Source organism: Rhodopseudomonas sp. P1, assembly GCF_039642825.1.
GTDB classification, from domain to species: domain Bacteria; phylum Pseudomonadota; class Alphaproteobacteria; order Rhizobiales; family Xanthobacteraceae; genus Rhodopseudomonas; species Rhodopseudomonas palustris_H.
The window spans coordinates 5,248,352-5,274,415 of the sequence record NZ_CP088006.1 but is presented as its reverse complement, the minus strand read 5'-3'; the positions used below and the strand labels follow the sequence as shown (position 1 = coordinate 5,274,415).

General features: G+C 65.2%; 24 protein-coding genes. 11 read left to right on the top strand and 13 right to left on the bottom strand.

The window, feature by feature from the left end; genetic code table 11:
* Window positions 1-300 precede the first annotated feature (300 nt).
* From LRC39_RS24370 to LRC39_RS24330, 9 genes are all read right to left on the bottom strand, one after another.
* Window positions 301-1,335, bottom strand: a complete 1,035-nt coding sequence (locus LRC39_RS24370) for an amino acid ABC transporter substrate-binding protein (protein WP_164571057.1) — start codon at window positions 1,333-1,335, stop codon at window positions 301-303.
* A gap of 40 nt (window positions 1,336-1,375) precedes the next feature.
* The gene (locus LRC39_RS24365) at window positions 1,376-1,969 is read right to left on the bottom strand and encodes a L,D-transpeptidase (RefSeq protein ID WP_107357306.1); all 594 of its coding nucleotides are present in this window, start codon (window positions 1,967-1,969) and stop codon (window positions 1,376-1,378) included.
* A 41-nt stretch (window positions 1,970-2,010) separates the two neighbouring features.
* Complete coding sequence (locus LRC39_RS24360) at window positions 2,011-2,142, bottom strand: DUF2474 domain-containing protein (RefSeq protein WP_107346324.1); 132 nt, start codon at window positions 2,140-2,142, stop codon at window positions 2,011-2,013.
* Window positions 2,139-3,143 (bottom strand): cytochrome d ubiquinol oxidase subunit II, encoded by a 1,005-nt coding sequence (gene cydB, locus LRC39_RS24355; RefSeq protein WP_346297554.1) that lies wholly within the window; start codon window positions 3,141-3,143, stop codon window positions 2,139-2,141. The genes LRC39_RS24360 and cydB overlap by 4 nt, the downstream gene beginning before the upstream one ends.
* 19 nt (window positions 3,144-3,162) lie before the next feature.
* Window positions 3,163-4,569 (bottom strand): cytochrome ubiquinol oxidase subunit I, encoded by a 1,407-nt coding sequence (locus LRC39_RS24350; protein WP_107346322.1) that lies wholly within the window; start codon window positions 4,567-4,569, stop codon window positions 3,163-3,165.
* A 508-nt stretch (window positions 4,570-5,077) separates the two neighbouring features.
* On the bottom strand, window positions 5,078-5,689 hold the full coding sequence (locus tag LRC39_RS24345) for a sigma-70 family RNA polymerase sigma factor (RefSeq protein WP_346295919.1): 612 nt from the start codon (window positions 5,687-5,689) through the stop codon (window positions 5,078-5,080).
* A 204-nt stretch (window positions 5,690-5,893) separates the two neighbouring features.
* Window positions 5,894-6,634: a response regulator gene (locus LRC39_RS24340; protein WP_107346320.1), complete on the bottom strand. Its 741-nt coding sequence runs from the start codon at window positions 6,632-6,634 to the stop codon at window positions 5,894-5,896.
* Window positions 6,631-8,370 (bottom strand): ATP-binding response regulator, encoded by a 1,740-nt coding sequence (locus tag LRC39_RS24335; protein ID WP_107346319.1) that lies wholly within the window; start codon window positions 8,368-8,370, stop codon window positions 6,631-6,633. The genes LRC39_RS24340 and LRC39_RS24335 overlap by 4 nt, the downstream gene beginning before the upstream one ends.
* Window positions 8,340-10,421: a sensor histidine kinase gene (locus tag LRC39_RS24330; RefSeq protein WP_346295918.1), complete on the bottom strand. Its 2,082-nt coding sequence runs from the start codon at window positions 10,419-10,421 to the stop codon at window positions 8,340-8,342. The genes LRC39_RS24335 and LRC39_RS24330 overlap by 31 nt, the downstream gene beginning before the upstream one ends.
* 173 nt (window positions 10,422-10,594) lie before the next feature.
* Here LRC39_RS24330 and ugpB point away from each other — a divergent pair, with 173 nt between their 5' ends.
* A complete protein-coding gene (ugpB, locus tag LRC39_RS24325; RefSeq protein WP_346295917.1) occupies window positions 10,595-11,923 on the top strand; it encodes a sn-glycerol-3-phosphate ABC transporter substrate-binding protein UgpB in 1,329 nt (442 codons plus the stop codon).
* 6 nt (window positions 11,924-11,929) lie between these two features.
* Here the strand turns inward: ugpB and LRC39_RS24320 are convergent, their stop codons facing one another.
* From LRC39_RS24320 to LRC39_RS24310, 3 genes are all read right to left on the bottom strand, one after another.
* On the bottom strand, window positions 11,930-12,901 hold the full coding sequence (locus LRC39_RS24320; RefSeq protein ID WP_346297553.1) for a helix-turn-helix transcriptional regulator: 972 nt from the start codon (window positions 12,899-12,901) through the stop codon (window positions 11,930-11,932).
* A 163-nt stretch (window positions 12,902-13,064) separates the two neighbouring features.
* Window positions 13,065-13,871: an SDR family oxidoreductase gene (locus LRC39_RS24315; protein WP_346295916.1), complete on the bottom strand. Its 807-nt coding sequence runs from the start codon at window positions 13,869-13,871 to the stop codon at window positions 13,065-13,067.
* 60 nt (window positions 13,872-13,931) lie between these two features.
* Entirely contained in the window at window positions 13,932-14,990 is a 1,059-nt protein-coding gene (locus LRC39_RS24310) for a polysaccharide deacetylase family protein (protein WP_346297552.1), read from the bottom strand.
* Window positions 14,991-15,145: 155 nt separating this feature from the next.
* On the opposite strand from LRC39_RS24310, the gene LRC39_RS24305 reads away from it, so the two are divergent.
* The 10 genes from LRC39_RS24305 to phoB all read left to right on the top strand — a co-directional run bounded on the left by LRC39_RS24305 (window position 15,146) and on the right by phoB (window position 25,056).
* Entirely contained in the window at window positions 15,146-16,540 is a 1,395-nt protein-coding gene (locus LRC39_RS24305; protein WP_263989995.1) for an OmpA family protein, read from the top strand.
* A 3-nt stretch (window positions 16,541-16,543) separates the two neighbouring features.
* On the top strand, window positions 16,544-16,840 hold the full coding sequence (locus LRC39_RS24300; protein ID WP_107346314.1) for a hypothetical protein: 297 nt from the start codon (window positions 16,544-16,546) through the stop codon (window positions 16,838-16,840).
* Window positions 16,841-17,087: 247 nt separating this feature from the next.
* Entirely contained in the window at window positions 17,088-18,122 is a 1,035-nt protein-coding gene (locus LRC39_RS24295) for a lysylphosphatidylglycerol synthase domain-containing protein (RefSeq protein WP_107357295.1), read from the top strand.
* 3 nt (window positions 18,123-18,125) lie between these two features.
* Entirely contained in the window at window positions 18,126-19,475 is a 1,350-nt protein-coding gene (locus tag LRC39_RS24290; RefSeq protein WP_199851777.1) for an ATP-binding protein, read from the top strand.
* Between the two features lie 148 nt (window positions 19,476-19,623).
* The gene (gene pstS, locus LRC39_RS24285; RefSeq protein ID WP_346295915.1) at window positions 19,624-20,634 is read left to right on the top strand and encodes a phosphate ABC transporter substrate-binding protein PstS; all 1,011 of its coding nucleotides are present in this window, start codon (window positions 19,624-19,626) and stop codon (window positions 20,632-20,634) included.
* A 210-nt stretch (window positions 20,635-20,844) separates the two neighbouring features.
* On the top strand, window positions 20,845-21,846 hold the full coding sequence (gene pstC, locus LRC39_RS24280) for a phosphate ABC transporter permease subunit PstC (protein ID WP_107357293.1): 1,002 nt from the start codon (window positions 20,845-20,847) through the stop codon (window positions 21,844-21,846).
* A 1-nt stretch (window position 21,847) separates the two neighbouring features.
* A complete protein-coding gene (gene pstA / locus LRC39_RS24275) occupies window positions 21,848-22,711 on the top strand; it encodes a phosphate ABC transporter permease PstA (protein WP_107357292.1) in 864 nt (287 codons plus the stop codon).
* Complete coding sequence (pstB, locus tag LRC39_RS24270) at window positions 22,708-23,529, top strand: phosphate ABC transporter ATP-binding protein PstB (protein ID WP_107357291.1); 822 nt, start codon at window positions 22,708-22,710, stop codon at window positions 23,527-23,529. The genes pstA and pstB overlap by 4 nt, the downstream gene beginning before the upstream one ends.
* Before the next feature lie 23 nt (window positions 23,530-23,552).
* Window positions 23,553-24,269, top strand: a complete 717-nt coding sequence (gene phoU / locus LRC39_RS24265; protein WP_107357290.1) for a phosphate signaling complex protein PhoU — start codon at window positions 23,553-23,555, stop codon at window positions 24,267-24,269.
* 73 nt (window positions 24,270-24,342) lie between these two features.
* A complete protein-coding gene (gene phoB, locus LRC39_RS24260; RefSeq protein WP_107357289.1) occupies window positions 24,343-25,056 on the top strand; it encodes a phosphate regulon transcriptional regulator PhoB in 714 nt (237 codons plus the stop codon).
* Window positions 25,057-25,405: 349 nt separating this feature from the next.
* Here the strand turns inward: phoB and LRC39_RS24255 are convergent, their stop codons facing one another.
* Window positions 25,406-25,915 carry a GcrA family cell cycle regulator gene (locus LRC39_RS24255; RefSeq protein WP_012497883.1) on the bottom strand — a complete coding sequence of 170 codons (510 nt, stop codon included), beginning with the start codon at window positions 25,913-25,915 and terminating at the stop codon, window positions 25,406-25,408.
* Window positions 25,916-26,064: the final 149 nt, after the last annotated feature.

Here is a 26,064-nt window from a genome sequence, read left to right as displayed (position 1 = left end):
CTGAGCTCTCGGTTAAGCACCGGCGATGCCGTGCCCAACAGCATGCGCAGGGGGTATGGATTCCGGGCTCGCGCTGCGCGCGGCCCGGAATGACGGACGAGAGGGTGCTATCAGCGGTTGGCGTTCAACGCCAAAGACCTTCAACCCCGCCCACAGCCGTCATCCCCGCGTATGCGGGGATCCAGTATTCCAGAGACTTCGTTGCTGATCGCCGGCGCTCTGCAATACTGGGTCGCCCGCCTTCGCGGGCGATGACGGTCGAGAGTGTAACAGCGCCGACGAGACGGACTGACGCCGTTTCTACCTGATCGGCGGCGCGTATTGGATGCCGCCGTTGCTCCAGAGCTGGTTCATGCCGCGCGGGATGCCGAGTTTGCCGACGTTGCGGTCGTAGACTTCGCCGTAATTGCCGACGTGGCGGATGACGCGGGCGGCCCAGTCCTTCGACAGGCCGAGATCCTCGCCGAACGCGCCTTCGGTGCCGACCAGGCGCATCACGTCCGGCTTTTTCGACTTCAGCGCTTCGCCGATGTTCTGCGAGGTGACGCCGAGCTCTTCGGCGTTGATCATGGCGTACAGCGTCCACTTCACGATCATCATCCAGTCGTCATCGCGCTGGCGCACCACCGGTGCGAGCGGCTCCTTGGAGATGACGTCGGGCAGGATGACGTGGTCGCCGGACTTCTCGAAGGTTTTGCGCAGCGCGTAGAGCTGCGACACGTCAGCCGTGAAGGTGTCGCACTGGCCGTCCTTGTAGGCCTTCACGACGTCGTCGAACTTCTCGGACTTGACCTCCTGAAACTTCATGTTGTTGGCACGGAAGTAATCGGCGAGGTTGAGCTGGGTGGTGGTGCCGTTCTGGACGCAGACCTTGCTGCCGTCGAGTTCGACCGCGCTGTCGATCTTGCGCGAGGCCGGCACCATGAAGCCCTGGCCGTCGTAATAGGCGACCGCCGGGAAATACAGGTCGTAGTTGGTTTCGCGCGACATGCTCCAGGTCGAGTTGCGCGACAGGATGTCGACCTTGCGGCTCTGCAGCTCCTTGAAGCGCTCGTTGGCGTCGAGCGCAACGAACTGAACCTTGTTCGGATCGTCGAAGATCGCCGCCGCCACCGCGCGGCAGAAGTCGACGTCGAAACCGGTCCAGTTGCCCTTGTCGTCGGGCGTCGAGAACCCGGGCAGGCCCTTGTTGACGCCGCACAGCACGGCGTCGCGGCGGATGGTGCGCTTCAGCGTCTTGGTGTCGTAGCGCTCATAGGTGATCGCTGCCGCCGCGATGCCCGCAGCGACCACGAGCCCGATCGCGAGCCCGGTCTGAAACGTCCGTTTGAACATGCTGAGTCTTTCGCAATGAGAAGGGAAGGCCGCCGCGCCGTTACAGCTCGGGCTTTTGCCGGACCACCACCTTGGTGCCGACCGGCACGCGGTCGTACAGGTCCATCACGTCGGCATTGACCAGCCGGAAGCAGCCGGACGAAATCGCGGTGCCGATAGTGTCGGGTCGGTTGGTGCCGTGGATGCGATACACCGTCGAGCCGAGATACATCGCCCGCGCGCCGAGCGGATTGCCCGGGCCGCCGGCCATGAAGCGCGGCAGATAAGGTTGGCGCTGGATCATCTCCGGCGGCGGCACCCAATCCGGCCATTCGGCCTTGCGCGAAATCTTCAACAGGCCTTGCCAGGTGAAGCCTTCGCGGCCGACGCCGATGCCGTAGCGCAGTGCGCGGTTGTTGCCCTGAACCAGATACAGATAGCGTTCGGAGGTCTGGACGATGATGGTGCCGGGCGCCTCGGTGGTGCGGAAATACACCATCTGCTTCTGCCACTCCGGCGGCAGCACGTAGCCGTCATCGGCGATCAGGCCGGGCTCGTCACCGGGATCCTGCTGCTGCGCGTAGCTCGGCATCGCAGCGAGCGTGACCAGGGCTGCCGCGGCCACCACCCGGCTCAACAAGCGCGGAAATCTCATGATACCCCCATCGCAAACCACTGGCGGGGCTATGTATCACGTCAGCCCTTACCGATCCACAACCGCAGCAGCAGCGAGACCAGCGTCACCGCGCCGACACCGGCGAGCCACAGCGCCACGAACCACAGCAGTCGTCGTGGCAGCGGCGTTTTCGGTTCAATCGGCGCGCTCAATGATAGCCGTTCTCCGGATCGACCTTGCCGCGAAACACCCAATAGGCCCACGCAGTGTAGGTCAGGATGATCGGCACCAGGATGGCGACGCCGACCAGCATGAACAGCTGGCTGTTCTCCGGCGCGGCGGCCTGCCAGATGGTGATGCTGCGCGGCACCACATAGGGCCACAGGCTGATGCCGAGGCCCGCATAGGACAGCGCGAACAGGCACAGCGTCAGCAGGAACGGCTGATAGTCGCGGCGCTGCGCCAGCGCGCGCAGCAGCAGCGCGGTGACGATGGCGACCGCGAGCGGCACCTGAGCGGTGGCCAGCACGTTCGGCCAGGCGAACCAGCGCTGCGAATAGTCGTAGCTGAGGAACGGCGTGGCGGCGCTGACGGCGACGATTGCGGCGAGCAGCGCGAACAGCAGCCAGCGGCTCAGCCGATACGCCTTCTCGCGTAGGTCGCCGGTGGTCTTCATCACCAGCCAGGTGGCGCCGAGCAACGAATAGCCGATCACCAGCGCGACGCCGGTGAGCAGGCTGAACGGCGTCAGCCAGTCCCACCAGCCGCCCGCATAGCCGCGGCCTTCGACGTGAACGCCCTGCAGCAGCGCACCGAGCGCGATGCCTTGCGCCAGCGTCGCCACCAGCGAGCCGAGGAAGAATGCCATGTCCCAGCGGTTGCGCTCGCGCTGGGTGCGCCAGCGGAATTCGAACGCGACGCCGCGAAACGCAAGGCCCAGCAGCATCGCGATGATCGGCGTGTACAGTGCCGGCATCAGCACCGCATAGGCCAGCGGAAATGCCGCGAACAGCCCGCCGCCGCCGAGCACCAGCCAGGTCTCGTTGCCGTCCCACACCGGCGCGACGCTGTTCATGATGACGTCGCGGTCGCGCTTGGTGCGAAACAGCGGAAACAGAATGCCGAGGCCGAGGTCGAAGCCGTCCATCACCACATAGACGAACACCGCAAAGGCGATGATGAAAGCCCAGATCGTCGCGACGTCGTAAGCCATAGTCACAGCCGAATCCTGCTCAACTGAATCTGCGGGTGGCGATCGCCGGCGCCGGCGTGATGCCGGCGGCGCGTTCGGGCGTATCGCCGCGCGGGCCTTCTTCGCCGTGGTGCGGCGGATGCGCCATCAGTCGCAGGATGTAGACCACGCCTGCGATGAAGATGGCAAAATACACCACGATGAAGGCGATCAACGACGTCGCCACCGCCGGGGCGGCCAGCGGCGATACTGAGTCGACTGTGCGCAGCAGCCCGAACACGGTGAACGGCTGCCGCCCGGTCTCGGTGGTCACCCAGCCGGCCAGCACGGCGACGAAGCCGGCCGGGCCCATCGCCAGCGCGAAGCGGTGCAAGGGGCGGGATTCGAACAGCCGGCCGCGCCAGCGCAGCCACAGGCTGAACACGCCGAGGCCGAGCATCAGGAAGCCGAGCGCGACCATCACGCGGAACGACCAGAAGGTGATCGGCACCGGCGGCCAATTCTCACGCGGCACGGTGTCGAGGCCGGCGAGCGGCGCGTCGAGCGAGTGCTTCAGGATCAACGACGACAGTTTAGGAATCTGCAGCGCGTAGCGCACCACCGCGGCGTCCTGATCGGGCAGGCCGAACAGGATCAGCGGCGCACCGTCAGGATGGCTCTGGTAGTGGCCTTCCATCGCCATCACCTTGGCGGGTTGGTGCTCCAGCGTATTGAGGCCATGCGCGTCGCCGGCGAAGATCTGGATCGGCGCCACCACGGCGATCATCCACATCGCCATCGAAAACATCATCCGCGCGCCGGGCTGCCGGGTGTTGCTCAGCAGATGATAGGCGCCGACCGAGCCGACGACGAGCGCCGTGGTCAGATAAGCCGCCAGCACCATGTGGGCGAGACGATACGGGAATGAGGGATTGAAGATCAGCTTGAACCAGTCGACCGCCACGAACTGCCCGGCCTCATTGACGCCGTAGCCGGTCGGGGTCTGCATCCAGGAGTTGGCCGACAGAATCCAGAACGCGGAGGTCAGCGTACCGATCGCGACCATCAGCGTGGCGAGGAAGTGCAGCCGCGGCCCCACCAGCTTGAGGCCGAACAGCATCACGCCGAGGAATCCCGCCTCGAGGAAGAAGGCGGTGAGCACCTCATAGGCCATCAGCGGGCCGAGCACCGGGCCGGTCTTGTCGGAGAACACCGCCCAGTTGGTGCCGAACTGGTAGGACATCACGATGCCCGACACCACGCCCATGCCGAACGCGATGGCGAAGATCTTCATCCAGTAATTGAACAGGTTGATGAAGACTTCACGCTTCGTCCACAGCCACAGCGCTTCGAGCACCGCGAGATAGCTCGCAAGGCCGATCGAAAAGGCGGGGAAGATGATGTGAAACGACACCGTGAAGGCGAACTGGAGGCGCGCCAGCACCACCGGATCAAGACTTTCGAACATCCCACCGATCCGTAGACGTGAGCGTAAGATGATGCGCACATCATCGAGCGACTATGTATCGCCGCAGTGCATCGATGCCTAGACGGCAGCGGTTAACAATTCCGCGACGACGCTGCACTCAATCGAAAATCGTCCGGTTTGTTCCTGATTTGCGTGGCGTCGATCGTGCTGCGGCAACACAACGCATTGGCGTACCTTCAACAAGGCAAAACCCGGACGAGGGGGCATCTCGTCCGGGTCCCTTGGAGGCCTACGATGGGGTGTCGGAGGCTTTGAAAATTCGCTGTCGCGCGACCTATGTTTGGTGGCCGCTGCGTCGATGAAGATCACCCTAGCAGGCTGATCTTTCCGTTCGATGTCGTCGATCGTTTCAATTGTTTCGTTCGACGATTGAGCATCGCTGTGTTGACTATAGTGACCACCACATCGTGGCACGAGGGCGGCGAACCAGAACCTCTCCAAACTGCCGGCGTGCGACCAAGCGGCGCGGACAGCCTCGCGTGCGACGTCAGGCCGCGAGGCTTTCGACGCCGTAGCGCTTCAGCAATTCGGCAAGCTGCTTGCGGGCGTAGAACATCCGGGTCTTCACCGTGCTCTGCGGAATGCCGACAATGCGTCCAACTTCCTCGACCGACTTCTCATGGTAGTAGACGAGATTGATGATCTCGCGATGCGCCGGCGACAGTTTGGCAATGCAGGCGCGCAGGATGTCGCTGGTGCGGCTGCGGTCGAGCGCGGTCTCCGGCGAGTCCGAGCCGTCGGCGATCTCCAGCACGTCGTCCTGGTCGATATCTTCGTGCTGGCGCTGGCGCAGCGCGGTCAGCGACTTGAACCGGGCGATCGACAGCAGCCAGGTCGACACCTGAGCGCGGCCTTCGAACTGCCGGGCGGTCCGCCACACGTCGAGGAAGACTTGGCTGACCAGGTCTTCGGCGGTCGCGGCGTCGCGCACCATCCGCAGGATGAAGCGATACACCCGCACATTGTGCCGGGCGTACAGAGTATGCATCGCAGTCCGGTCGCCGCCCGCAATGCTGGCGAGCAGCATTTCATCGCTCGTGGCTCTGGCGGCCAGGATGCCCAGGCGGCCGGCGTCGTTGAGCGCAATGACGTTCTGCATGACGAGCTCCCTTCGTGCCGCGCTCCCCCGCGGCGTGTTGGGAGAACTACTAGCCAGCTACCGTTTCAGGAGGTCTGCGCCGGAGGGGAAAATGGTTTCGTGGCGAAATGGAAGTGTTTCGTCGCCGGAGCCGCGACGAAACATTCGGACGGAAAAGCGAGGGAAATCAGGCACTGCAGCCAGCGATACCGGCGGTGAGCCGGTTCAGGCGCGGTCGCTGGCGGGCGAGAACAAATAACCGCCGCCGCGAATTGTCCTGATTACGGCCGGCTTCGTCGGGTCCGGCTCGATCTTGCGGCGGATCCGCATGATGCGGAGATCGACCGCGCGGTCGAAAGCTTCGGCGTCGCGCGCATTCGCCAGCTCCAGCAGCCGCTCGCGCGACAGCACCCGTTTCGGATTGGCGGCGAACACCTTCAGCAGACCGAACTCCGACGCCGTCAGCGGATGCTCGTTGCCGTCGTCGTCGCGCAACGCCTGGGCTTCGAGATCGAGCCATTTGGTGCCGAACCGCACCAGCTGGGCGCTGTCGGCCTTGGCGGCGCTCGCTGGCTCTGCGGCGGCGGGCTTCGGCGGCGCCGCGCGGCGCAGCACCGACCGGATCCGGGCCATCAATTCCCGCAGCTCGCAAGGCTTGGCGATGTAATCATCGGCGCCGAGTTCGAGGCCGACCACCCGGTCGATCGGGCTTGCGGTCGCGGTCAGCATGATCACCGGAACGTTGGACTTGGCCTTGAGGTCGCGGATGATCGAGAGCCCGTCCTCTTCCGGCATGTTGAGGTCCAGCACCACCAGGTCCGGCAGCTTGGTGGCGATCTCGGCACGCAGGCTCTTGCCGCCATCGCACAGCGTGACGGCGAAGCCGTGCATCTTGAGATAGTCGCCGACCATCTCGCGGGCCGGAGCTTCGTCGTCTACGACGATGATGTGCGGGTTCTGACTCATGACACCGACGCTGCGGGCAGAATAATGGTGAAAGTCGCGCCCTGACCGGGGCCGGGGCTCTCGGCGATGATCTCGCCGCCATGCATGTCGACGATCTTCTTGACGATCGACAGCCCGAGGCCGGTCGAGCTTTCGCCCGCCGTCGGCTTGGCGGACAGTCGCTGGAAACGCCCGAACAGCCGGCTCAGATCTTCCGGCGACAGCCCGGCGCCCTCGTCGGTGACACGGATCATTGTGCTGTCGCCATCCCCGTCGACCTGCAGGGCGATGTTGCCGCCGATCGGGCTGTATTTGATGGCGTTGCTGACCAGATTGTCGATCGCCTCCCGCATCCGGTCGGAATCGCACATTGTCGCGCAGGCCTCCGGCGTCGACACCGAAATCACCTGCTGCTTGTTCTGCGCCATCGGCCGGTTGGCCTCGGCGACCTCGCCGACCAATGCCGCGATGTCGACGGCCTCGCGCCGGATCGAGATGTCGAACGCATCCGCCATCGCGTCCGAGATCAGATGATCGACCATCAGCGTCAGTCGCCGGGTGGCGTCGCGGATATGATCGACCTGGGCGATGACGTGGTCCTTGGAGGATTCGGCGCCGATCAGCTCGGTCAGCATTTCGGTGCGACCGAGGATGACGCCGAGCGGGTTCTTCAGGTCGTGCGCGACAGTGCCGAGGATCTCGTTCTTGAACGCATTGGCGCGCTGCAGCCGCAGCCACTGCGTCGACAGCCGACGATTGGCCTGGGTCAGCGCTCGGGTGCGCTGGGCCACCCGCTCTTCGAGCTGGGTGTTGGCCTCATGCAGCTGCCGATACAGGATGACGTTGTCGAACGCGATCGACAGCCGGCTGCCGAAAATCTCGACCAGCGAACGGTCGGTGTCCGACAGTTCGCGCTCGGCCTGCAGCAGCACCACCACTTCGCGGCCGCTGCCGGTGCGGATATAGAGCACGGTGCGATGGTCGGCGAATTCGTGCTTGCGGCGCCGGAACGCCTCCTCGACCATCTGGCGCAGGTCGGGGTCGAGCGAATTGCTGTGGCCGGTGGGGCCGATGAAGCGACTGTAGCAGCCTGAGCCTGCCAGCACCGCCAGTTCGTCGCCGGCGTCGCGCAAGACCAGGATACCGGCGCAATCGACATTGAGCAGCGAGGCGAGCTGGGTCAGCACGCCCTCGGCGAGCCGCTGCATCGATTTGAAGTCGTACAGCGTCGAGGCGGCGTCGATGATGATTTCCAGGCCGCGCCGGGTCTGCACCATCCGCTCGAGTTGCTGATAGCTGCGCAGCGCCGCAGTCAGCGAGGTGAACAGTTTGTCGGCGGTGAGCTCGGTCTTTGCCTTGTAGTCGTTGATGTCGTAGTCGACGATGACGCGGCGCTCGGGCGCCTGGCCTGGCTGGCCGGTGCGCAGGATGATCCGGACGGTCTCGTTCTTGAGGTCGTTGCGGATGAACTCCACCAGGTCGAGGCCGGCCGCATCGGTCTCCATGATGACGTCGAGCAGCACCGCGGCGATGTCGGGGTTGGCGCGCATCAGTTCGCGGCCTTCGGCGCCCGAATAGGCCGACAGGATCTCCAGCCCCTGGTTGTTGAGGCTGTAGTCGCTCAGCGCAAAGCGGGTGCCGTCGTGAACCGCGGTGTCGTCGTCGATCACCGCGATTTTCCATTTCCGTGCGCCCGATACCTCCGGCGTCGAATCGGCGTCTTCGATCAGCTCGAGGATATCGTCCTGGTCGGCCATTGCAGGTTTCCGTCGATGGGCGGGGCAGCGGATGCCGCTCCGCCAGTGGCGGTTTTCGGCATGATAATGCGAAAAGTCGTGCCTTGTCCTAGTCTTGATTCCAGCATCATCCGGCCGCCGAGCTGCTGGGTCACCAGATTGTAAACGATGTGCAGGCCGAGCCCGGTGCCGCCCTCATTGCGGCGGGTGGTGAAGAACGGGTCGAAAGCCTGGCGCTGCACGTCCGGCGTCATACCGGCGCCGTCGTCGGCGAAGATGATCTCGATGTCATCGTTGCCGCGCGGCCGCGCCGTGATGGTGATCGTTCCGGAGCGTCCGTCGGTGAAGGCGTGGTTGGCGGCGTTCAGAAACAGGTTGGTCAGGATCTGCCCGTAGGCGCCGGGGTAGCCATCGATCACCAGGCTTTCCGGCACGTCGATGTCGAGCCGGATTGGCGCCCGCTTCAGCACCGGCTTCAGACTGGCGACGATCTGATCGGTCGCCTCGTGCAGGTTGAATTGCCGGCGTTCGGCGTGGGACCGGTCGACCGCCACCTGCTTGAACGACTGGATCAGTTCGGCGGCGCGCTGCAGATTGCCGACGAGCTGCTGGGCGGCGTCGCGCGTGCTGCGGACGAACTCGTCGAGCTGCGAGCGCCGCAGCGGCGTATCGCCTTTCAGCTCGGCCTCGAAGGTGGTGGCCCGTCGGGTGAAGCTCGACGCCACCGTCAGGCTGATGCCGATCGGATTGTTGACCTCGTGGGCGACGCCGGCCACCAGACTGCCGAGCGCCGCCAGCCGTTCGGCGTCGATCAAATTCTGCTGCGCGGTTTTCAGTTCGAGCAGTGCGCTCTCGGCTTTTTCTTTCGACTCGCAAAGATCGTCCTGCGCTTTGCGCTTGTCGATCGCGTTCTCGCGGAACACTTCGACCGCGCGCGCCATCGCGCCGATCTCGTCCTTGGCCTCGGTGCCGGCAACGCGGCGGTCGTAATTGCCCGAGGTGATGGCGTGCATCGCGGAGAGGATCTGCTGCAGCGGCAGGCGGATGCTGAGCGCGATGATGATGCCGGCCGTCATGATGACGCCGAGGAAAATCAGCGCGATCGACAGAACTTTGCGCGAAATGCCGGTGAGGGTGCGGTCAAACGTCTCCTGCGCCTTCTGTTCGCGCTGGCGCATCTTCACCGACAGCGCGTCGATCGCCGCGATAGTGGCGGCCTGGCTGGCGTCGATCGAGTTGCGTAAAAGATCGCTGCGCTTGGCGAGCTGATCGGTCAATTCCTGCAGGCCGTCGCGCAGCGCCGCGGTGCGCAGCTTCAGCTTTTCAAGCGCCATCTTCTGCAGATCGTTGTCGGCGAGATTGCTCATCACCGGTATCGTGCGCTCGATGGTCTCGGTGTTCTGCTGGGCTTCTTCGGCGGCCTGCTGCGACAGCGACAGGTAGTAGGAGTTGGCCGCCACCAGCATCGCGGTGAAAGCCTCGCGGGCGCGGCCGAGCGGCGGCAGGATCAGCGCGTCGCGCTGGCCGGTGGCGCCGCCGATCACCGCAAACAGCGCCGCGATATCGCGGGCCGGCGCCTGTACCTGGTTCTCGTAGGTGGATTTGATGGTGGTCTGCAGCGCCCGCAGGTCGCCGAAGCCGCCGAGGAAGCGTTCGGTGGCGCGCTCCAGCTCTTCGACCGAGCCCGACAGCATCGGATCGGTGGAGGCGCGGTTGGTCAGCGTGCCCAGCACCGCTTCGCGCAGCAGCAGGATCTCGGCGAACAGATCGGGGCTCGGCTGATTGATGTAGCGATGGATCAGGTTCTGCAGCCGCCCGGTCTCGCTTTCCAAGAGCGCCAGGATCTTGTCGGACTCCCGCACCTGGCGGACATCGTCCCAGGCGGTGCGGAGCACCCGCGTGCCGCTCCAGATCAGGCTCACCAGCACCAGCACGACCAGCGAGTTCAGCGCCGCGATCGACAGGATACGCCAGCGGATCGGCACCGCGCGCACCAAGCCGACGAGGCCGGTGCGGCCGCGCCGGTCCGGCCGTGGCTCGGTATCAGCGGGCTGCGGGGCGACCGGATCCAACTCAGTCGACCTCTGCAGCGGCGCGCACAGTGTTGCCGTCAGGGACCTCGGCTCGGCTGGACAGCGGCAAGTTCAATCCCATACAGTTGGTGCCGGTCGCAGGGACCGGAGAAGTCCCACCAAGCTAGCAGATCAGCCTGGGCGATGGCTATCGGGAGTGAGCGCATCAGGCGATGGCCGGAATTTTGGGAAGACTCGCGCAAATCGCCGCCACCTTGCTGGTTTGCGCCACCGCCGGTATCGCCCCTGCCGGCGCCGCCACCGAAATCGCCTGGTGGCACGCGATGTCCGGCGAGCTCGGCCGGCAGCTCGAGAAGCTGGCGGCGGATTTCAATGCGTCGCAATCCGATTACCGCGTGGTCCCGACCTACAAGGGCAACTACACCCAGACGGTGACTGCGGCGATCTTCGCGTTCCGCTCCTCCAGCCAGCCGACGATCGTGCAGGTCAACGAGATCGCCACCGCCACCATGATGGCGGCCAAGGGCGCGGTCTATCCGGTGTACGAACTGATGCGCGACGAGAGCGAAGTGTTCTCGCCGGCCGATTATCTGCCAGCCGTGACCGGGTACTACACCGATCTCGACGGCAACATGCTGTCGTTCCCGTTCAACGCGTCGACGCCGATCCTGTACTACAACAAGACGCTGTTTCGGCGCGCCGGGCTCGATCCGGAGGTGCCGCCGGCCACCTGGCCTGACGTCGGGATGATGGCGAAGCGTCTGATCGACGCCGGCGCGACCTGCGGCTTCACCACCTCGTGGCCGTCCTGGGTGCACATCGAGAATTTCTCCGCCTATCACGACCTGCCGTTGGCGACCCGGTCGAACGGGCTCGGCGGGCTCGATGCCGAATTGGTGTTCAACAATCCGGCGGTGGTTCGCCATATCGCGCAGCTTGCCGATTGGCAGAAGACCAAGATCTTCGACTATGGCGGCCGCGCCACCGCGGCCGAACCGCGCTTCCAGCAGGGCGACTGCGGCATCTTCATCGGCTCGTCCGCAACGCGGGCCGACATCCTGGCCAATGCCAAGTTCGACGTCGGCTACGGCCGGCTGCCGTATTGGCCGGACATCGCCGGAGCACCGCAGAACACCATCATCGGCGGGGCCACGCTATGGGTCCTGCGGGGCCGTACGGCGGGAGAATACAAGGGCGCCGCCAAGTTCTTTGCCTATCTGTCGAAGCCGGAAGTTCAGGCGGCCTGGCATCAGCACACCGGCTACCTGCCGATCACCAAGGCGGCCTACGACCTGACCCGTGCGCAGGGCTTCTACGACCGCAATCCCGGCACCGCGATCTCGATCGAGCAGATCACGCTGAAGTCGCCGACCGAGAATTCGCGCGGGTTGCGGCTCGGTTCGTTCGTGCTGGTGCGGGCCGCGATCGAAGACGAGATCGAGCATGCGGTGCGCGGTGAAAAATCTGCGAAGGACGCGATGGATGCCGCGGTCGATCGCGGCAACAAGCTGCTGCGGCAGTTCGAACGCACCAAGCCGTAACGGCGCTTACGGCGTCGCTTGGCGCAGGCCGAACGCGCCGGCATCGCGGCTCAGCACCGGCGACACCATCGCGACCAGCTTCTGAGCGGCGGCTTCGACCGACAGCCCGGCAGTGTCAAGCACGCCGGCGGCGCGGGCATACAGCGGCTCGCGGCTCTGCAGGATGGTGCGCAGCTCCTGCATCGCGGCGCGGTCGTCGGCCATCGGCCGCAGGTCGCCCTGGCCGCGCACCCGCGCCATGTGCTCCTCCGGCTCGGCCTTCAGCCAGATCGTATAGAACGAGGTCAGGATCTGATCGAAGGTGATCGGCTCGGAAACGATGCCACCGCCGGTCGCCAGCACGATCGGCTCCTGGCGGGCGAGCAGCCGCGACAGCGCGGTCTGCTCCATCCGGCGGAAGCCTTCTTGGCCGTACAGCGCGATGATCTCGGATACCGACAGCCCGTTCTGGCGTTCGATCTCGCGGTTCAGTTCGACGAAGCTCCAGCCGATGCTGTCGGCCAGCATCTTGCCGAGGGTCGACTTGCCGGCGCCGCGCAGACCGATCAGCGCGATGCCGTGGAAGGTCGCCTCCCGCTCCAGTCCGCCGAACCGGCCGAGGCCGGACAACACGTCCTTGGCATGCGCGATCTGCACCGGAGTGGCGCGCCGCACCAGATCGCGGATCACCGGCCAGTCCGCCGACGACTCGTTGGACGGCAGCAGGTCTTCGAGCGGCGTCGCCAGCGCTTCGGAGATCCGGCGCAGCAGCATGATCGACACGTTGCCTTTGCCGCTTTCGAGCTGGGCGATGTAGCGCTCCGAGATGCCGGAGACCTTGGCCAGCACCTTGCGCGACATGCCGCGTCGACCGCGCATGGTGCGGACATGGCGGCCGAGGTCGAGCAGAAAGCTCGCGTCGGTATCGTCTGGCTCGGCCATCTCGGTCCGTTCACATCTGTTTGGAGAATGATAATGCCGGCCGAAAACGCCAGCAATCGAACGGATGCCGTTCGATGCATTATAATTCAAGGCAAATTTCGTCAGGTGGGACGCAAAACCGCAGCCCGCGCGCTTTCGGGCGCGGGGCGTCGCGGTGGAGCAATTTTGACCGGAGAGGTCGGCTCTGGCGCTTCGAGCGGGAGACCGAAGCGCGGTGGCGTTACGCCCAGCCGTCGCCCTTGATGCCCGGGTTGGCGAAGGCGACGCCGCCGTCGACCGTCACGGTCGAGCCGACCACATAGTCGCCGGCGCGCGAGGCGAGGAACACGGCGGTGCCTGCCATGTCCTCATCGGTGCCGATCCGGCCCGCAGGGACACGCTTGGCGACCGCATCGGACTCGTCGCGCGCCGCTTTGTTCATATCGGAGGCGAACGGACCCGGTGCGATCGCGGTGACGACGATGTGGTCCTTGATCAGCCGCACCGCCAGCCGGCGGGTGAGGTGGATCAGGCCGGCCTTCGACGCCGCGTAGGGATAGGTCTCGAGCGGATTGACGAAGATGCCGTCGATCGAGGCGATGTTGATCACCTTGCCGGGCTGTTCGGCGCTCGCGGCGGCGCGCAGCAGCGGCGCCAGCGCCTTGGTCAGGAAGAACGGCGTCTTGACATTGAGGTCCATCACCTTGTCCCAGCCGCTCTCCGGGAATTCGTCGAAGTCGGCCGCCCAGGCGGCGCCGGCGTTGTTGACCAGGATGTCGAGCGAGCTCTCGCGGCGCTTGATCTCGGCGGCCAGCATGTCGATGCCCGCCATGGTCGAGATGTCGATCGGCAGCGCAATGCATTCGCCGGGATACATTTCGGTGAGTTCATCGGCGGTGGCCTGACACGCTGCGGCCTTGCGCGCGGTGATGTAAACGCGCGTCGCGCCATAGGCGAGAAAGCCGGCCGCGATCATCTTGCCGATGCCGCGCGAGCCGCCGGTCACCAGAGCGACGCGGCCTTGCAGCGAAAACAGATCCTTGAACATGACATCTCCCTCGGGGCTTTGGCCGCCTGTTTGAGGCGGCCAGGGAGGTGAGTCAAGAAATCACGCCGCAGCGACGCGGCGGAAGCCGTTCCACACGGCGGTCGCTGCCCCGGAAGTCAGCACCGGCAACAGCCGGTCGTCCTGGTAATGACCGTTGAGCGAGACCCGCGGCAGCGCGGTGAGATGATCGGCGCACTCGGCGAACATCATGCCGGGGCGTGTGGTCACCGCAGTCTTGTAGCCGACCGCCTGGGCGATCGCGAATTCGCGCGGGCCTGCCGAAGCCCTGTCGCCATACGGATAGGCGAGGTGATCGACGGCCTGTTGCAGTTCGTCCTGGATGCGTGCGCGGCTGCCGGTGAGTTCGTGCGCGGCGACCAGCTCGGTCTGGCGGCGCAGCATGCAATGGGTGATGCCGTGCGCGCCGATCGTCACCAGCGGGTGCGCGGCGAAGCTGCGCAGTTCGTTCCACGGCAGGCACAATTCGCGCGCCGCGGCGGTTTCGTCGATCCCGTAACGCAGACACAGCGCCGTCATCGCGGCATCGAGATCGCCGCCGTTCGGCAGGCTGCGCAACAGATCGTGCAGCCGGTCGAATGCCGCCTGCTTGGCTTCGGGCGTCGCCGTGTCGAGACGCAGCTCCTGGCCGTCGATCGACACATCGATCCGGCTCTGGGCGGCGATCAGCCGTTCCAGCGTCACCCACCACAGCCGGCCGGTACCTTCGGCGAAGTCGCTGGTGACGAAAACGGTGAACGGTGCGCCGAACTCTTCGAACACCGGCAGGGCGAAATCGCGGTTGTCGCGATAGCCGTCATCCAGCGTGATGCAGGCGAAGCGACGGCTGAAGTCGCGCGCACGCAGCCGCCGGTGCAACTCGTCCATCGGCACCAGATCGATTCCGAGCTCGCGCAGATGGCGCAGCGTGGCGCGGAGGAAGTCCGGCGTGACCTCGAGGTGGCGATTGGGCTGAAACGAATCGTCGCGAGCCGGCCGCACGTTGTGCAGCATGAAAACCGTGCCGATTCCGGAAAAGATCGGGCGCAGCACCCGATGCGCGCCGGTGTAATAAAGGGCTTCGAGCCCGGCGCGGATAATATTGTGGCGAAAGTGCTTCATCGAATAGCGGCCGCTCAATTTCTGCACGATGCTAGGCGCCGACGGTTGAAGAAACGGTTATGGGAAGCGCAACTTTGGTTGCTGTTTCCTTGAATTGCGTTTGACAGCCCTCCAACGGTTTGATTTCTCTCTGCTTCTGATCCACGGGAAGCGGAATGCGCGGACTCTACAGCTCCAGCGGTAAATGGTGGCCCGGCGCCATTCCGTTGGTTATCCTCTGGGCTATCGCCGCTTGGACGACGATGCCGGCCGTGGAAGCCGATCTTGGCGCTCGCGCCACGGCTGCGCTCAAGGACACCGTCCTCGACAAAACGAAGATCACCGCAGCGGGCCGCGACATCACGCTGACCGCCGAGGCGTTCTCCGAAGAAGGGCGCCGCGCCGCGGTGTCCGCGGTCGAGGCAGTGCCGGGCCTCCGTTTGGTGAACGACCGGACCAAGCTGGTACCGGAAGCCTCTCCTTATGTCTGGTCAATTGAGCGCGATGTCGTTCGCGTGACCCTGACCGGCAGCGCGCCGCTGCCGGCGAGCCGCACCCGGCTGGCCGATGGCGCGCGGGCGGCGGTGAACGGCACTGAAGTGGTCGACCGGATGGCGCTGGCGCGCGGCGCTCCGCAACGGTTCGACGCCGCCGCGATGCTGCTGATCGACCAGATCGCCAAGCTGAAGCAGGGCAAGATCACCCTCACCGGCACCCAGGTTGCGCTGAAGGGCATGGCCAAGGATCTCGGCGGCCGTGAATCGATCGCCGCGGCGCTGCGCAGCCTTCCCGACGGCTACACGGTTGGCGAGAACGATATCGAGGCGCCGCCTTACGTTTTCCGGGCCTACAAGGACCCGGTCGCCGGGCAGGTTACGCTCGACGGCTATGTGCCGGACAATAATGTGCATGCGGCGCTGGCCGCGGCCACCGGCCGCAAGTTCTTCAGCGAAAAGGTGGTCGACAACCTCAAGGCGAGCGTCGGCGCCCCGAAGGGCTTCCTCGAAGCCGCAACGCCGGCGCTCGGCGCGCTGTCGCGGCTGTCGACCGGCACTCTGGTACTGTCAGACCGTGAGGTTCATTTGTCCGGCGACGCCCTTTACGAGGTCGCCGCCAATCAGATCCGCGGCGGCCTGAACAAGGAGCTGCCGCAGGGCTGGACCGTGAAGGCCGATCTGTCGGTCAAGCCGGCCGCCGCGCCGGTCGATGCGTCGGTGTGCCAGCAATTGTTCAACGGGCTGCTGGCCAAGGCCACCATCCAGTTCGAATCCGCCAGTGCCAGAATCGACAAGGATTCCGCCGCGCTGCTCGACCGGCTGATCGAGACCGCGATGCGCTGCCCGAACGCCAAGATCGAAATCGCCGGCCACACCGACAGCGACGGCGACCCCGCGTTCAACCAGTCGTTGTCGGAAAAGCGCGCCCGCGAGGTGGTCGACTATATGGTGCGGGCCGGCCTGTCGCCGGAACGCCTCCAGGCATTCGGCTACGGCAGCAAGATCCCGGTCGCCGGCAACGACACCGACGCTGGCAAGGCGAAAAATCGCCGGATCGATTTCGTGGTCAGGTGACGCATGGTGGCTTTGGCGGATTTCTTCTGGGGCTGGCTGGTCGGTTCGCTGCTGCTCGGCTTCGCGGTAGGCTGGATCTCGGTGGTGCATCGCGGCCCGAGCTTCTCGCGCAATGCCGGGCTCGGTATCGCCGGCGTCGCAGCGGTGCTGGTTGGGCTGTCGCTCGCCCGTCTGGTTCCCGGCCGGGCCGGCTATTGGCTCGACCTTTTCCTCGCCATGCTGGCCGCCTATCTGATCGGGTGTGCCATCGGTTCATGGCTCCGCTACTGGGTGGTCGCGCGGCAATCGCAGCGGCCCTGACCACAGCTTTCGGCCGTGATCGACCGAGCGCTGCGACGATAGGTCCCGCGCTGCAACGAAGTCCCAATAATGCGAAGCGCAGCCGGCCGGCTGAAGCGGATTTGAAGCGTCCCGCACCGTCCTGCGGCGTTGACCGAATTCCACTTGGCTGGAAAACACGCTACCAACGATGTGCGGCCGGCCGAAACACGGCGACAGGGCCGGGACACCAGGGGTAGAACGCGGGCGAAGGGGATTCGAGGTCTCGATGCGGATCGCAATACGCAGAACGATCGAAGTTCTGCGCGAGAAGCAAATCCTGCACAAACTCGGTGTTGCGGTCAGCATCGCGGTCATCGCGGCCGCTTGCTACGTTCTGTACCACATCCTGCGCGGCATCGACCATGACCGCGTGCTCGACGCGATGAGCCAGACCGAGCCGACCTCGATCGCGCTCGCTGCCTTGTTCGTCGCCGCCGGCTATTTCACCCTGACGTTCTACGATCTGTTCGCCGTTCATGCGATCGGCCGCGACGACGTGCCTTACCGGGTCAACGCGCTCGCCGCCTTCACCAGCTATTCGATCGGTCACAATGTCGGCGCCAGCGCGCTGACCGGCGGCGCGGTGCGCTACCGGATCTACTCGGCCTGGGGGCTCGATGCGATCGACGTCGCCAAGGTGTGTTTCCTTGCCGGCCTGACGTTCTGGCTCGGCAATGCCGCGGTGCTCGGCCTCGGCGTCGCCTATCATCCCGAGGCGGCGTCTGCGGTCGATCTGTTGCCGCCGGCGGTCAACCGCGTGCTGGCGCTGCTGATCCTTGCCGGCTTGATGGTCTATGTCGCGTGGGTTTCATTCAAGCCGCGCTGCGTTGGGCGCGGCAGTTGGACGGTCACGCTGCCCGGCGGCAAGCTGACGCTGCTGCAGATCGCGATCGGCATCGTCGATCTCGGCTTCTGCGCGCTCGCGATGTACGTGCTGACGCCCGATGAGCCCAATGTCGGATTCGTCGTGGTCGCGGTGATCTTCGTGTCGGCGACGCTGCTCGGTTTCGCCAGCCATTCGCCCGGTGGGCTTGGCGTGTTCGACGCCGCGATGCTAGTCGGGCTGTGGCAGATGGACAAGGAAGAGCTGCTCGCCGGCATGCTGCTGTTCCGCCTGCTGTACTACATCGTGCCGTTCGTGATATCGGTCGTCGTGCTTGCGGTCCGGGAGATCGTGCTCGGTGCGCGGCTGAAGCGGGTTCGTCCGCTGGCCGAAGCGCTGAAGCCGGAACCGGTGCGCGGAGATCCCTCACCAGGTTGAGCCATGACCACCGCACCCGCGCCCGACGAGCAAGCCCGCCCGGTCCGCGAACTCGTGCTCGCTCCGCCGACGCCATCCTCGACATCGCTGCTGACGCATTGGTCCGATCGGCTTCGGCACGCTGCAATCATCCTGATCGCCGGGGCGCTCGCGCTCACCGCCTTGGTGCTGTTCGCTCAGCTCGCGATCGGCCCGGCGATCGCGGCGTTCGCCTGCTTGGTCGCCGCCGCGTTGGTGCCGTGGCGGCTACATGACAGCTCCAGCGCGCTCGACGATGCGCTCGGCGTCAGCCCGGTGGAAATGCCGGTGGTGCGCGCCATCGTCGGCGGCATGCCCGATCCGGCGGTGCTGCTCGATCGTGCCGGCCGCGTCATTCATCTCAACGCCGCTGCGGCGCAGCTCGCGCCGGCCCTGCGGGTGCGAGAGCTGGCGCAGTTCGCGCTGCGCAGCCCCGAGATCGTGACCGCGCTGCGCGAGGCGATTGCGACCTCGGAGCCGCGCCGCGCCACCTATCTCGATCACGGCTCGATCGAACGCTGGCTCGAACTGATCATCGCGCCGGTGCAGGTGCCGACCGCGTTCGGCGGCACCGATCAATGCATGCTGATGACATTCCACGATCTGACGCCACTGCGCCGGGTCGAGGAGATGCGTGCTGACTTCGTCGCCAATGCCAGCCACGAGCTGCGTACGCCGCTCGCGGCCTTGTCTGGCTTCATCGATACGTTGCAGGGGCAGGCCCGCGACGATCCGAAGGCGCGCGAGCGCTTCCTCGGCATCATGCACGCTCAGGCGACCCGGATGGCGCGGCTGATTGACGACCTGCTGTCGCTGTCGCGGGTCGAGCTCAGTGCGCATGTTCGTCCCGATGCGATGATCGACCTGAAGCCGCTGATCAAGCAGGTCACCGACGGCCTCGAACCGCTGGCGAAGGAACGCCAGGTGGTGATTGAGCTGGAGCTACCGGAGGACGCCGCGACGATTGCGGGCGATCGCGAAGAGCTGCTGCGGGTGTTCGAAAACCTGATCGAGAACGCGCTGAAGTATGGCGCTTCGGGCGGCCGGGTGGTGGTCTCGGTGGTGGCTGCCGTGTCGGGCGACGGCGTGCCGGAGTATCGCGCGTTGGTGCGCGATTTCGGCCCTGGTATCCCGCCCGAGCATCTGCCGCGACTGACCGAACGGTTCTACCGGGTGGACGTCGGCGACAGCCGCTCTCAAGGTGGTACCGGGTTAGGATTATCGCTGGTGAAACATATTGTTAACCGTCACCGCGGCCGTCTTTTGATCGAAAGCGTGCTGAAAAAGGGCGCGACTTTTACCGTCTGTTTCCCTCAGGGAAAGCCCCAGGTCTGAGTCGAATAATCATTCGATTTCAGGCGCTTAGTGCAGTCACATGACTGTCATCAAACCCTCATAAAAGGTCAACCGACCGCCCGTAGACGGGCGGGGTAAGCGCAGTCGGGCGCGCTGAGCGCTTCGCTTACAGATGGAGACCTTCCCCATGAATTTCATCAAGGCAATCGTCGCGGCCGGTCTGGTTGCGGCGTCGACCTCGGCCTTCGCCGCCGACATCACCGGCGCTGGCGCCACCTTCCCGTACCCCGTCTACTCGAAGTGGGCCGATGCCTATAAGAAGGAAACCGGCAACGGTCTGAACTATCAGTCGATCGGTTCGGGCGCCGGCATCAAGCAGATCATTGCCAAGACCGTGACCTTCGGCGCCACCGACGCGCCGCTGAAGCCGGAACAGCTCGACAAGGAAGGCCTGGTGCAGTGGCCGATGGTGATGGGCGCCATCGTGCCGGTCGTGAATCTCGAAGGCGTGAAGCCGGGCGAGATGGTGCTCGACGGCGAGACCCTGGCCAACATCTACATCGGCAAGATCACCAAGTGGGACGATCCGGCGATCAAGAAGCTGAACCCGAAGGTCAGCCTGCCGAGCGACGCGATCACCGTGGTTCGCCGCTCCGACGGTTCGGGCACCACCTTCAACTTCACTGACTACCTGTCCAAGGTCAGCGCTGACTGGAAGACCAAGGTTGGTTCGGGCACCGCGGTCGAGTGGCCGGTCGGCGTCGGCGCCAAGGGCAACGAAGGCGTTGCCGGCAACGTCGGTCAGACCAAGAATTCGATCGGTTACGTCGAATACGCCTACGCCAAGCAGAACAAGCTGACCTACACCGGCCTGGTGAACAGCGCCGGCAAGACCGTGCAGCCGACCATCGCGGCCTTCCAGGCTGCGGCGTCGAACGCCGACTGGGCCAAGGCTGCGGGCTACTACCTGATCCTGACCAACCAGCCGGGCGAAGCCTCGTGGCCGATCACCGCCGCGACCTTCATCCTGATGCACAAGGAGCCGGTCGATAAGGCGGCGTCCGCCGAAGCCGTCAAGTTCTTCAAGTGGGCGTTCGAGAAGGGCGCCAAGGCTGCCGAAGAGCTCGACTACATCCCGATGCCGGAACCGGTCGTCAAGCTGATCGAGAAGACCTGGGCCTCGGACATCAAGAGCTGATAGTCTGGCGTCTGGCTGCGATCCGGATCCAACCGGGTCGCAGCAAGACGTTCACGCGAACGGCGGACCCCGAGGCTTCGGACACTCGGGCTCCGGCTTTGCACCGCAGTCGGTGCTGGCGCGACCCTCGATCGCGCATCCGGTTTTCAATTCAGATCTCCAGCCGCGAGGCGCGGTTTCGGCCCTGCAGTAGGCATGAGGAGAGTTAGCGTGGCGGACATGGCGGTTGAGACGACCGGGTTGCAGACGGCTGCCGGACCTTACGATCGGGCCAAGGCGCTCAGCGCCTTCAAGCTCGGCGACAAGACCTTCTATTGGACGACGCGCGCTTGCGCGATTTCGGTGCTGCTGATCCTCGGCGGCATCATCATCTCGCTGATCGTCGGTGCTTTGCCGGCGATCCGCGAATTCGGTCTCTCGTTCCTCACCACCTCGCGCTGGGCGCCGGCCAACGATCCGCCGGTCCTCGGCGCGCTCGGCCCGATCTACGGCACGCTGGTGACGTCGCTGATCGCGATGATGATCGCGATCCCGGTCGGCCTCGGCATCGCGATCTTCCTCACCGAGCTTTGCCCGATGTGGCTGCGCCGCCCGATCGGCCTCGCCATCGAACTGCTCGCCGGCATTCCGTCGATCATCTATGGCATGTGGGGCTTCTTCGTGCTCGGCCCGTTCCTGGCCTATCACTTCCAGCCGGCGATGATCGCGCTGTTCGAAGGCGTGCCGGTGCTGGGCGATATCTTCGCCGGTCCGCCGTCCTATCTCAGCCTGTTCAACGCCTCGCTGATCCTCGCCATCATGGTACTGCCGTTCATCACCGCGATCTCGGTCGACGTGTTCAAGACCGTGCCGCCGGTGCTGAAGGAAGCCGCCTACGGCGTCGGCTGCACCACCTGGGAAGTCGTCCGCAGCGTCGTGATCCCGTACACCCGGGTCGGCGTGATCGGCGGCGTGATGCTGGCGCTCGGCCGTGCGCTCGGCGAAACCATGGCGGTGACCTTCATCATCGGCAACTCGTTCCGGATCTCCGGCTCGATCTTCGCGCCCGGCACCACGATCTCGGCGGCGATCGCCTCAGAATTCGCCGAGAGCGATGGCCTGCATCAGTCAGGCCTGATCCTGCTCGGCCTGCTGCTGTTCATTCTGACCTTCCTGGTGCTGGCGGCCGCCCGGCTGCTGTTGCTGCGGCTCGAACTGAAGGCGGGCAAGTAAGATGTCGCCGATCCATCTCGACAACCCGATCTACAAGCGGCGTCACCGCAACGACCTGGTGATCAAGGTGCTGTGCTCGGGGGCGGCGCTGTTCGGCGTCACCTGGCTGGCGCTGATCCTGTTCACGCTGTTCTGGAACGGCCTTGCCGGCCTCAATCTCGAAGTGTTCACCCAGAACACGCCGCCGCCCGGCTCGAGCGAGGGCGGTCTTCTGAACGCGATCGTCGGCTCGGTGCTGATGACCATTCTGGGCGTCGGAATCGGCGCGCCGCTCGGGCTGTTCGCCGGCACGTATCTGGCCGAATACGGCAAGTACGACAAGCTGACCTCGGTGATCCGCTTCATCAACGACATCCTGCTCAGCGCCCCCTCGATCATCATCGGCCTGTTCATCTACGGCGCGGTGGTGGTGACCATGGGTCGGTTCTCGGCGCTCGCCGGCGCGCTGGCGCTGGCGGTGATCGTGATCCCGGTGGTGGTGCGCACCACCGAAGACATGCTGCTGCTGGTGCCGAGCTCGCTGCGCGAAGCCGCCTCGGCGCTCGGCCTGCCGCGCTCGCTGGTGATCCGCCGGATCGCCTATCGCGCCGCCCGCGCCGGTCTGATCACCGGCATCCTGCTGGCGACCGCCCGTGTCGCCGGCGAGACCGCGCCGCTGCTGTTCACCGCGCTCAGCAACCAGTTCTTCAGCCTGGATCTGACCAAGACGATGGCCAACCTGCCGGTGACCATCAACAACTTCGTCCAGAGCCCCTACGCTTACTGGAAGCAGCTCGCCTGGACCGGCGCGCTGCTGATCACCCTGACCGTGCTTGCCCTGAACATTGGCGCGCGCATCATCGGCGCCGAGAGGACCACGAAATGACCGAGATCTCGATCGCCACCAGCGTTCCGTCCGCGATGCCGCCGATCGGCGCCCAGCCGGACGGCCCGGCCAAGGTGACCGTACGCGACCTCAACTTCTACTACGGTCAGAACCACGCGCTGAAGCACATCAATCTGGCGCTCGCCACCAACCGCGTCACCGCGTTCATCGGTCCGTCGGGCTGCGGCAAGTCGACCCTGCTGCGCATCTTCAACCGGATGTATGATCTGTATCCGGGGCAGCGCGCCGAGGGGCAGGTGCTGCTCGACAACACCAACATCCTCGACCCCAAGCTCGACCTCAACCTGCTGCGCGCGCGGGTCGGCATGGTGTTCCAGAAGCCGACCCCGTTCCCGATGACGATCTATGAGAACATCGCGTTCGGCGTCCGGCTGTACGAGAAGATCTCGAAGTCGGAGATGGACGGACGTGTCGAGAAGGCGCTGCGCGGCGCGGCGCTGTGGAACGAAGTCAAAGACAAGCTCAATGCCTCCGGCCTCAGCCTGTCGGGCGGTCAGCAGCAGCGGCTGTGCATTGCCCGCACCATCGCGGTGCGGCCGGAAGTGATCCTGTTCGACGAGCCGTGCTCGGCGCTCGACCCGATCTCCACTGCCAAGATCGAAGAGCTGATCGACGAGCTGAAGGAACAATACACCATCGCGATCGTGACCCATAACATGCAGCAGGCGGCGCGCGTGTCGGAGTCGACCGCCTTCATGTATCTCGGCGAGCTGATCGAGTTCGGCCCGACCAACAAGATCTTCACCTCGCCGAGCGATCGGCGCACCCAGGACTACATCACCGGCCGGTTCGGCTGACGCGGCGGGCGAGGAGCACGGATATGGGATTCGAACATACCACCAAGGCGTTCGACGGCGACCTGCAGGATCTGACCCGGCTGGTTGCGGAGATGGGCGGCCTGGCCGAGCGTCAGATCGTCGACTCGGTCGATGCGCTGATCCGGCGCGACGTCGCGCTGGCCTCCCGCGTGGTCGCGGCCGATGCCGAGATCGACCAGATGCAGCGGAGTATCGAAGAGCGCGCGGTGCTGACCATCGCGCGGCGCCAGCCGATGGCGATCGACCTGCGCGAAATCGTCGGCGCGATGCGCGTCGCCACCGACCTCGAGCGGATCGGCGATCTGTCGAAGAACATCGCCAAGCGCGTCAATGCGATCGACAGCGACTTCCATCCGCTGAAGCTGATCCGTGGCCTCGAGCACATGACCGACCTCGTGCAATCGCAGGTCAAGGCGGTGCTCGATGCCTATACGGCGCACGATCTGCCGGCCGCGATGGTGGTGTGGAACGGCGACGAGGAAGTCGACGCGATCTGCACCTCGCTGTTCCGCGAGCTGCTCACCTACATGATGGAAGATCCGCGCAACATCTCGTTCTGCATTCACCTGATGTTCTGCGCCAAGAACATCGAGCGGATCGGCGATCATGCGACCAACATCGCCGAGACGGTGTTCTACATGATCGAAGGCCAGCAGATCATGGACAAGCGTCCGAAGGGCGACATGACCACCTTCGCCAACGCGACGCCTGGCAACTGACGCTGCTCTGGCGGCCGGCCCGCCGGGCCGGCGCCATGGGACGGATCGAGACGACACTGAGACGAGGACGACGATGGCTGCGCGCATTCTGGTAGTTGAAGACGAGGAAGCGCTGACGACGCTGCTGCGATACAATCTGGAATCAGAAGGTTACGAGGTCGAGACCGTCGCACGCGGCGACGACGCCGACACCCGGATGAAGGAGCGGATTCCGGATCTCGTGGTCCTGGACTGGATGCTGCCGGGCCTGTCCGGCATCGAACTGTGCCGCCGCCTGCGGGCGCGCAACGACACCAAGCAACTGCCGATCATCATGCTCACCGCGCGCGGCGAGGAAAGCGAGCGCGTCCGCGGGCTCGCCACCGGGGCGGACGATTACATCGTCAAGCCGTTCTCGGTGCCGGAGCTGCTGGCGCGGGTGAAGGGCCTGCTGCGCCGTGCTGCGCCGGAGCGGCTCGCCACCGTGCTGGCGTATGGTGATCTCGAACTCGATCGCGACAAGCGCCGGGTGGCGCGGTCCGGCCGGCCGATCGATCTCGGCCCGACCGAGTATCGCCTGCTCGAATTCTTCCTGGAGCACCCGGGCCGGGTGTTCAGCCGCGAGCAGCTGCTCGACGGCGTCTGGGGGCGCGACATCTATATCGATGAGCGCACCGTCGACGTGCACATCGGCCGCCTGCGCAAGCTGCTCAATATCGGTCGCGAGCAGGACCCGATCCGCACCGTCCGCGGCGCCGGCTACGCGCTCGACGACCGCTTCGCCAAGGTCGAAGGCAGCCCGTCGTAGTTGTTAGCAGGTTTGCGACGTCGGGTGGGCAAAGCGAAGCGTGCCCACCAAGACACTCGTTTCAAATCACGATGACCGCGAGCGTGATTTAGCGACACGTGGGAACGACGCGATGGCGGCGTTTGTCGACTCTATCGCTTTTGCAATCGTTCAGCTGCGGCCTCAGCCCAACATAGCAGCGTCATTCTCCGCGAAGGCGGAGGATCCAGTATTGCAGTGAGTGGGGGGAAGTAACCGACGCTCTGGAATACTGGGTCGCCCGCTTTTGCGGGCGATGACAGTTTGGAGGGATGGCGCAGCCCTGCGCTGCACGCGCGGTTTGCCGCGGCCTCGGGCAGGCGGCGTCAGTCTAGCGCGTGGTCTTGGGAGCTGCGCGGCGGCGATCGCCGACCGGCTGATAGGCGATGCGCGAGTGATGCGCGCAGTAGGGCAGGCCCGGCAGCGACTTGCCGCCGCAGAAGAAGAATTCCGGGCTCGACGGGTCGCCGACCGGCCAGTGGCAGGTGGCTTCGTTGAGTTCCAGCAGCGACAGCCGCTGGTTCATCGGAACCACGTTGTCGAAGGCGATCGGATCGGGCTCGGCTTCCACTTCGAAAGCGTGCGCCAGCGCGGTGTTGCCGCGCGCCACCGGGCGGGTCACCCTCATCATCTGCTGCACCGGGCGCGCCTTGCGCGGCCGCGGCGCTGCCGACGTGGGGCTCTTGGCCCGGCCCGACAGGCCGAGGCGGTGGACCTTGCCGATCACGGCATTGCGGGTAACGTTGCCAAGCTCGGCGGCAATTTGACTCGCCGACAGCCCGCCCTCCCACAATTTCTTCAACTGCTCGACGCGCTCGTCGGTCCAGGTCAATGCCGTCATAGTTCTATCCCTTCCTGCCGCGGGCGCCGAAGGGCGGCGCGGAACCGCGGCTGTGAGGTCGTCAAAATCTCAGCTGTCAGAATCCCTTAGCGCTCGCCGGACGACCCTTGCCGCCCCGGCGTTACGCCTCATCCGAGAACTCGAAATGG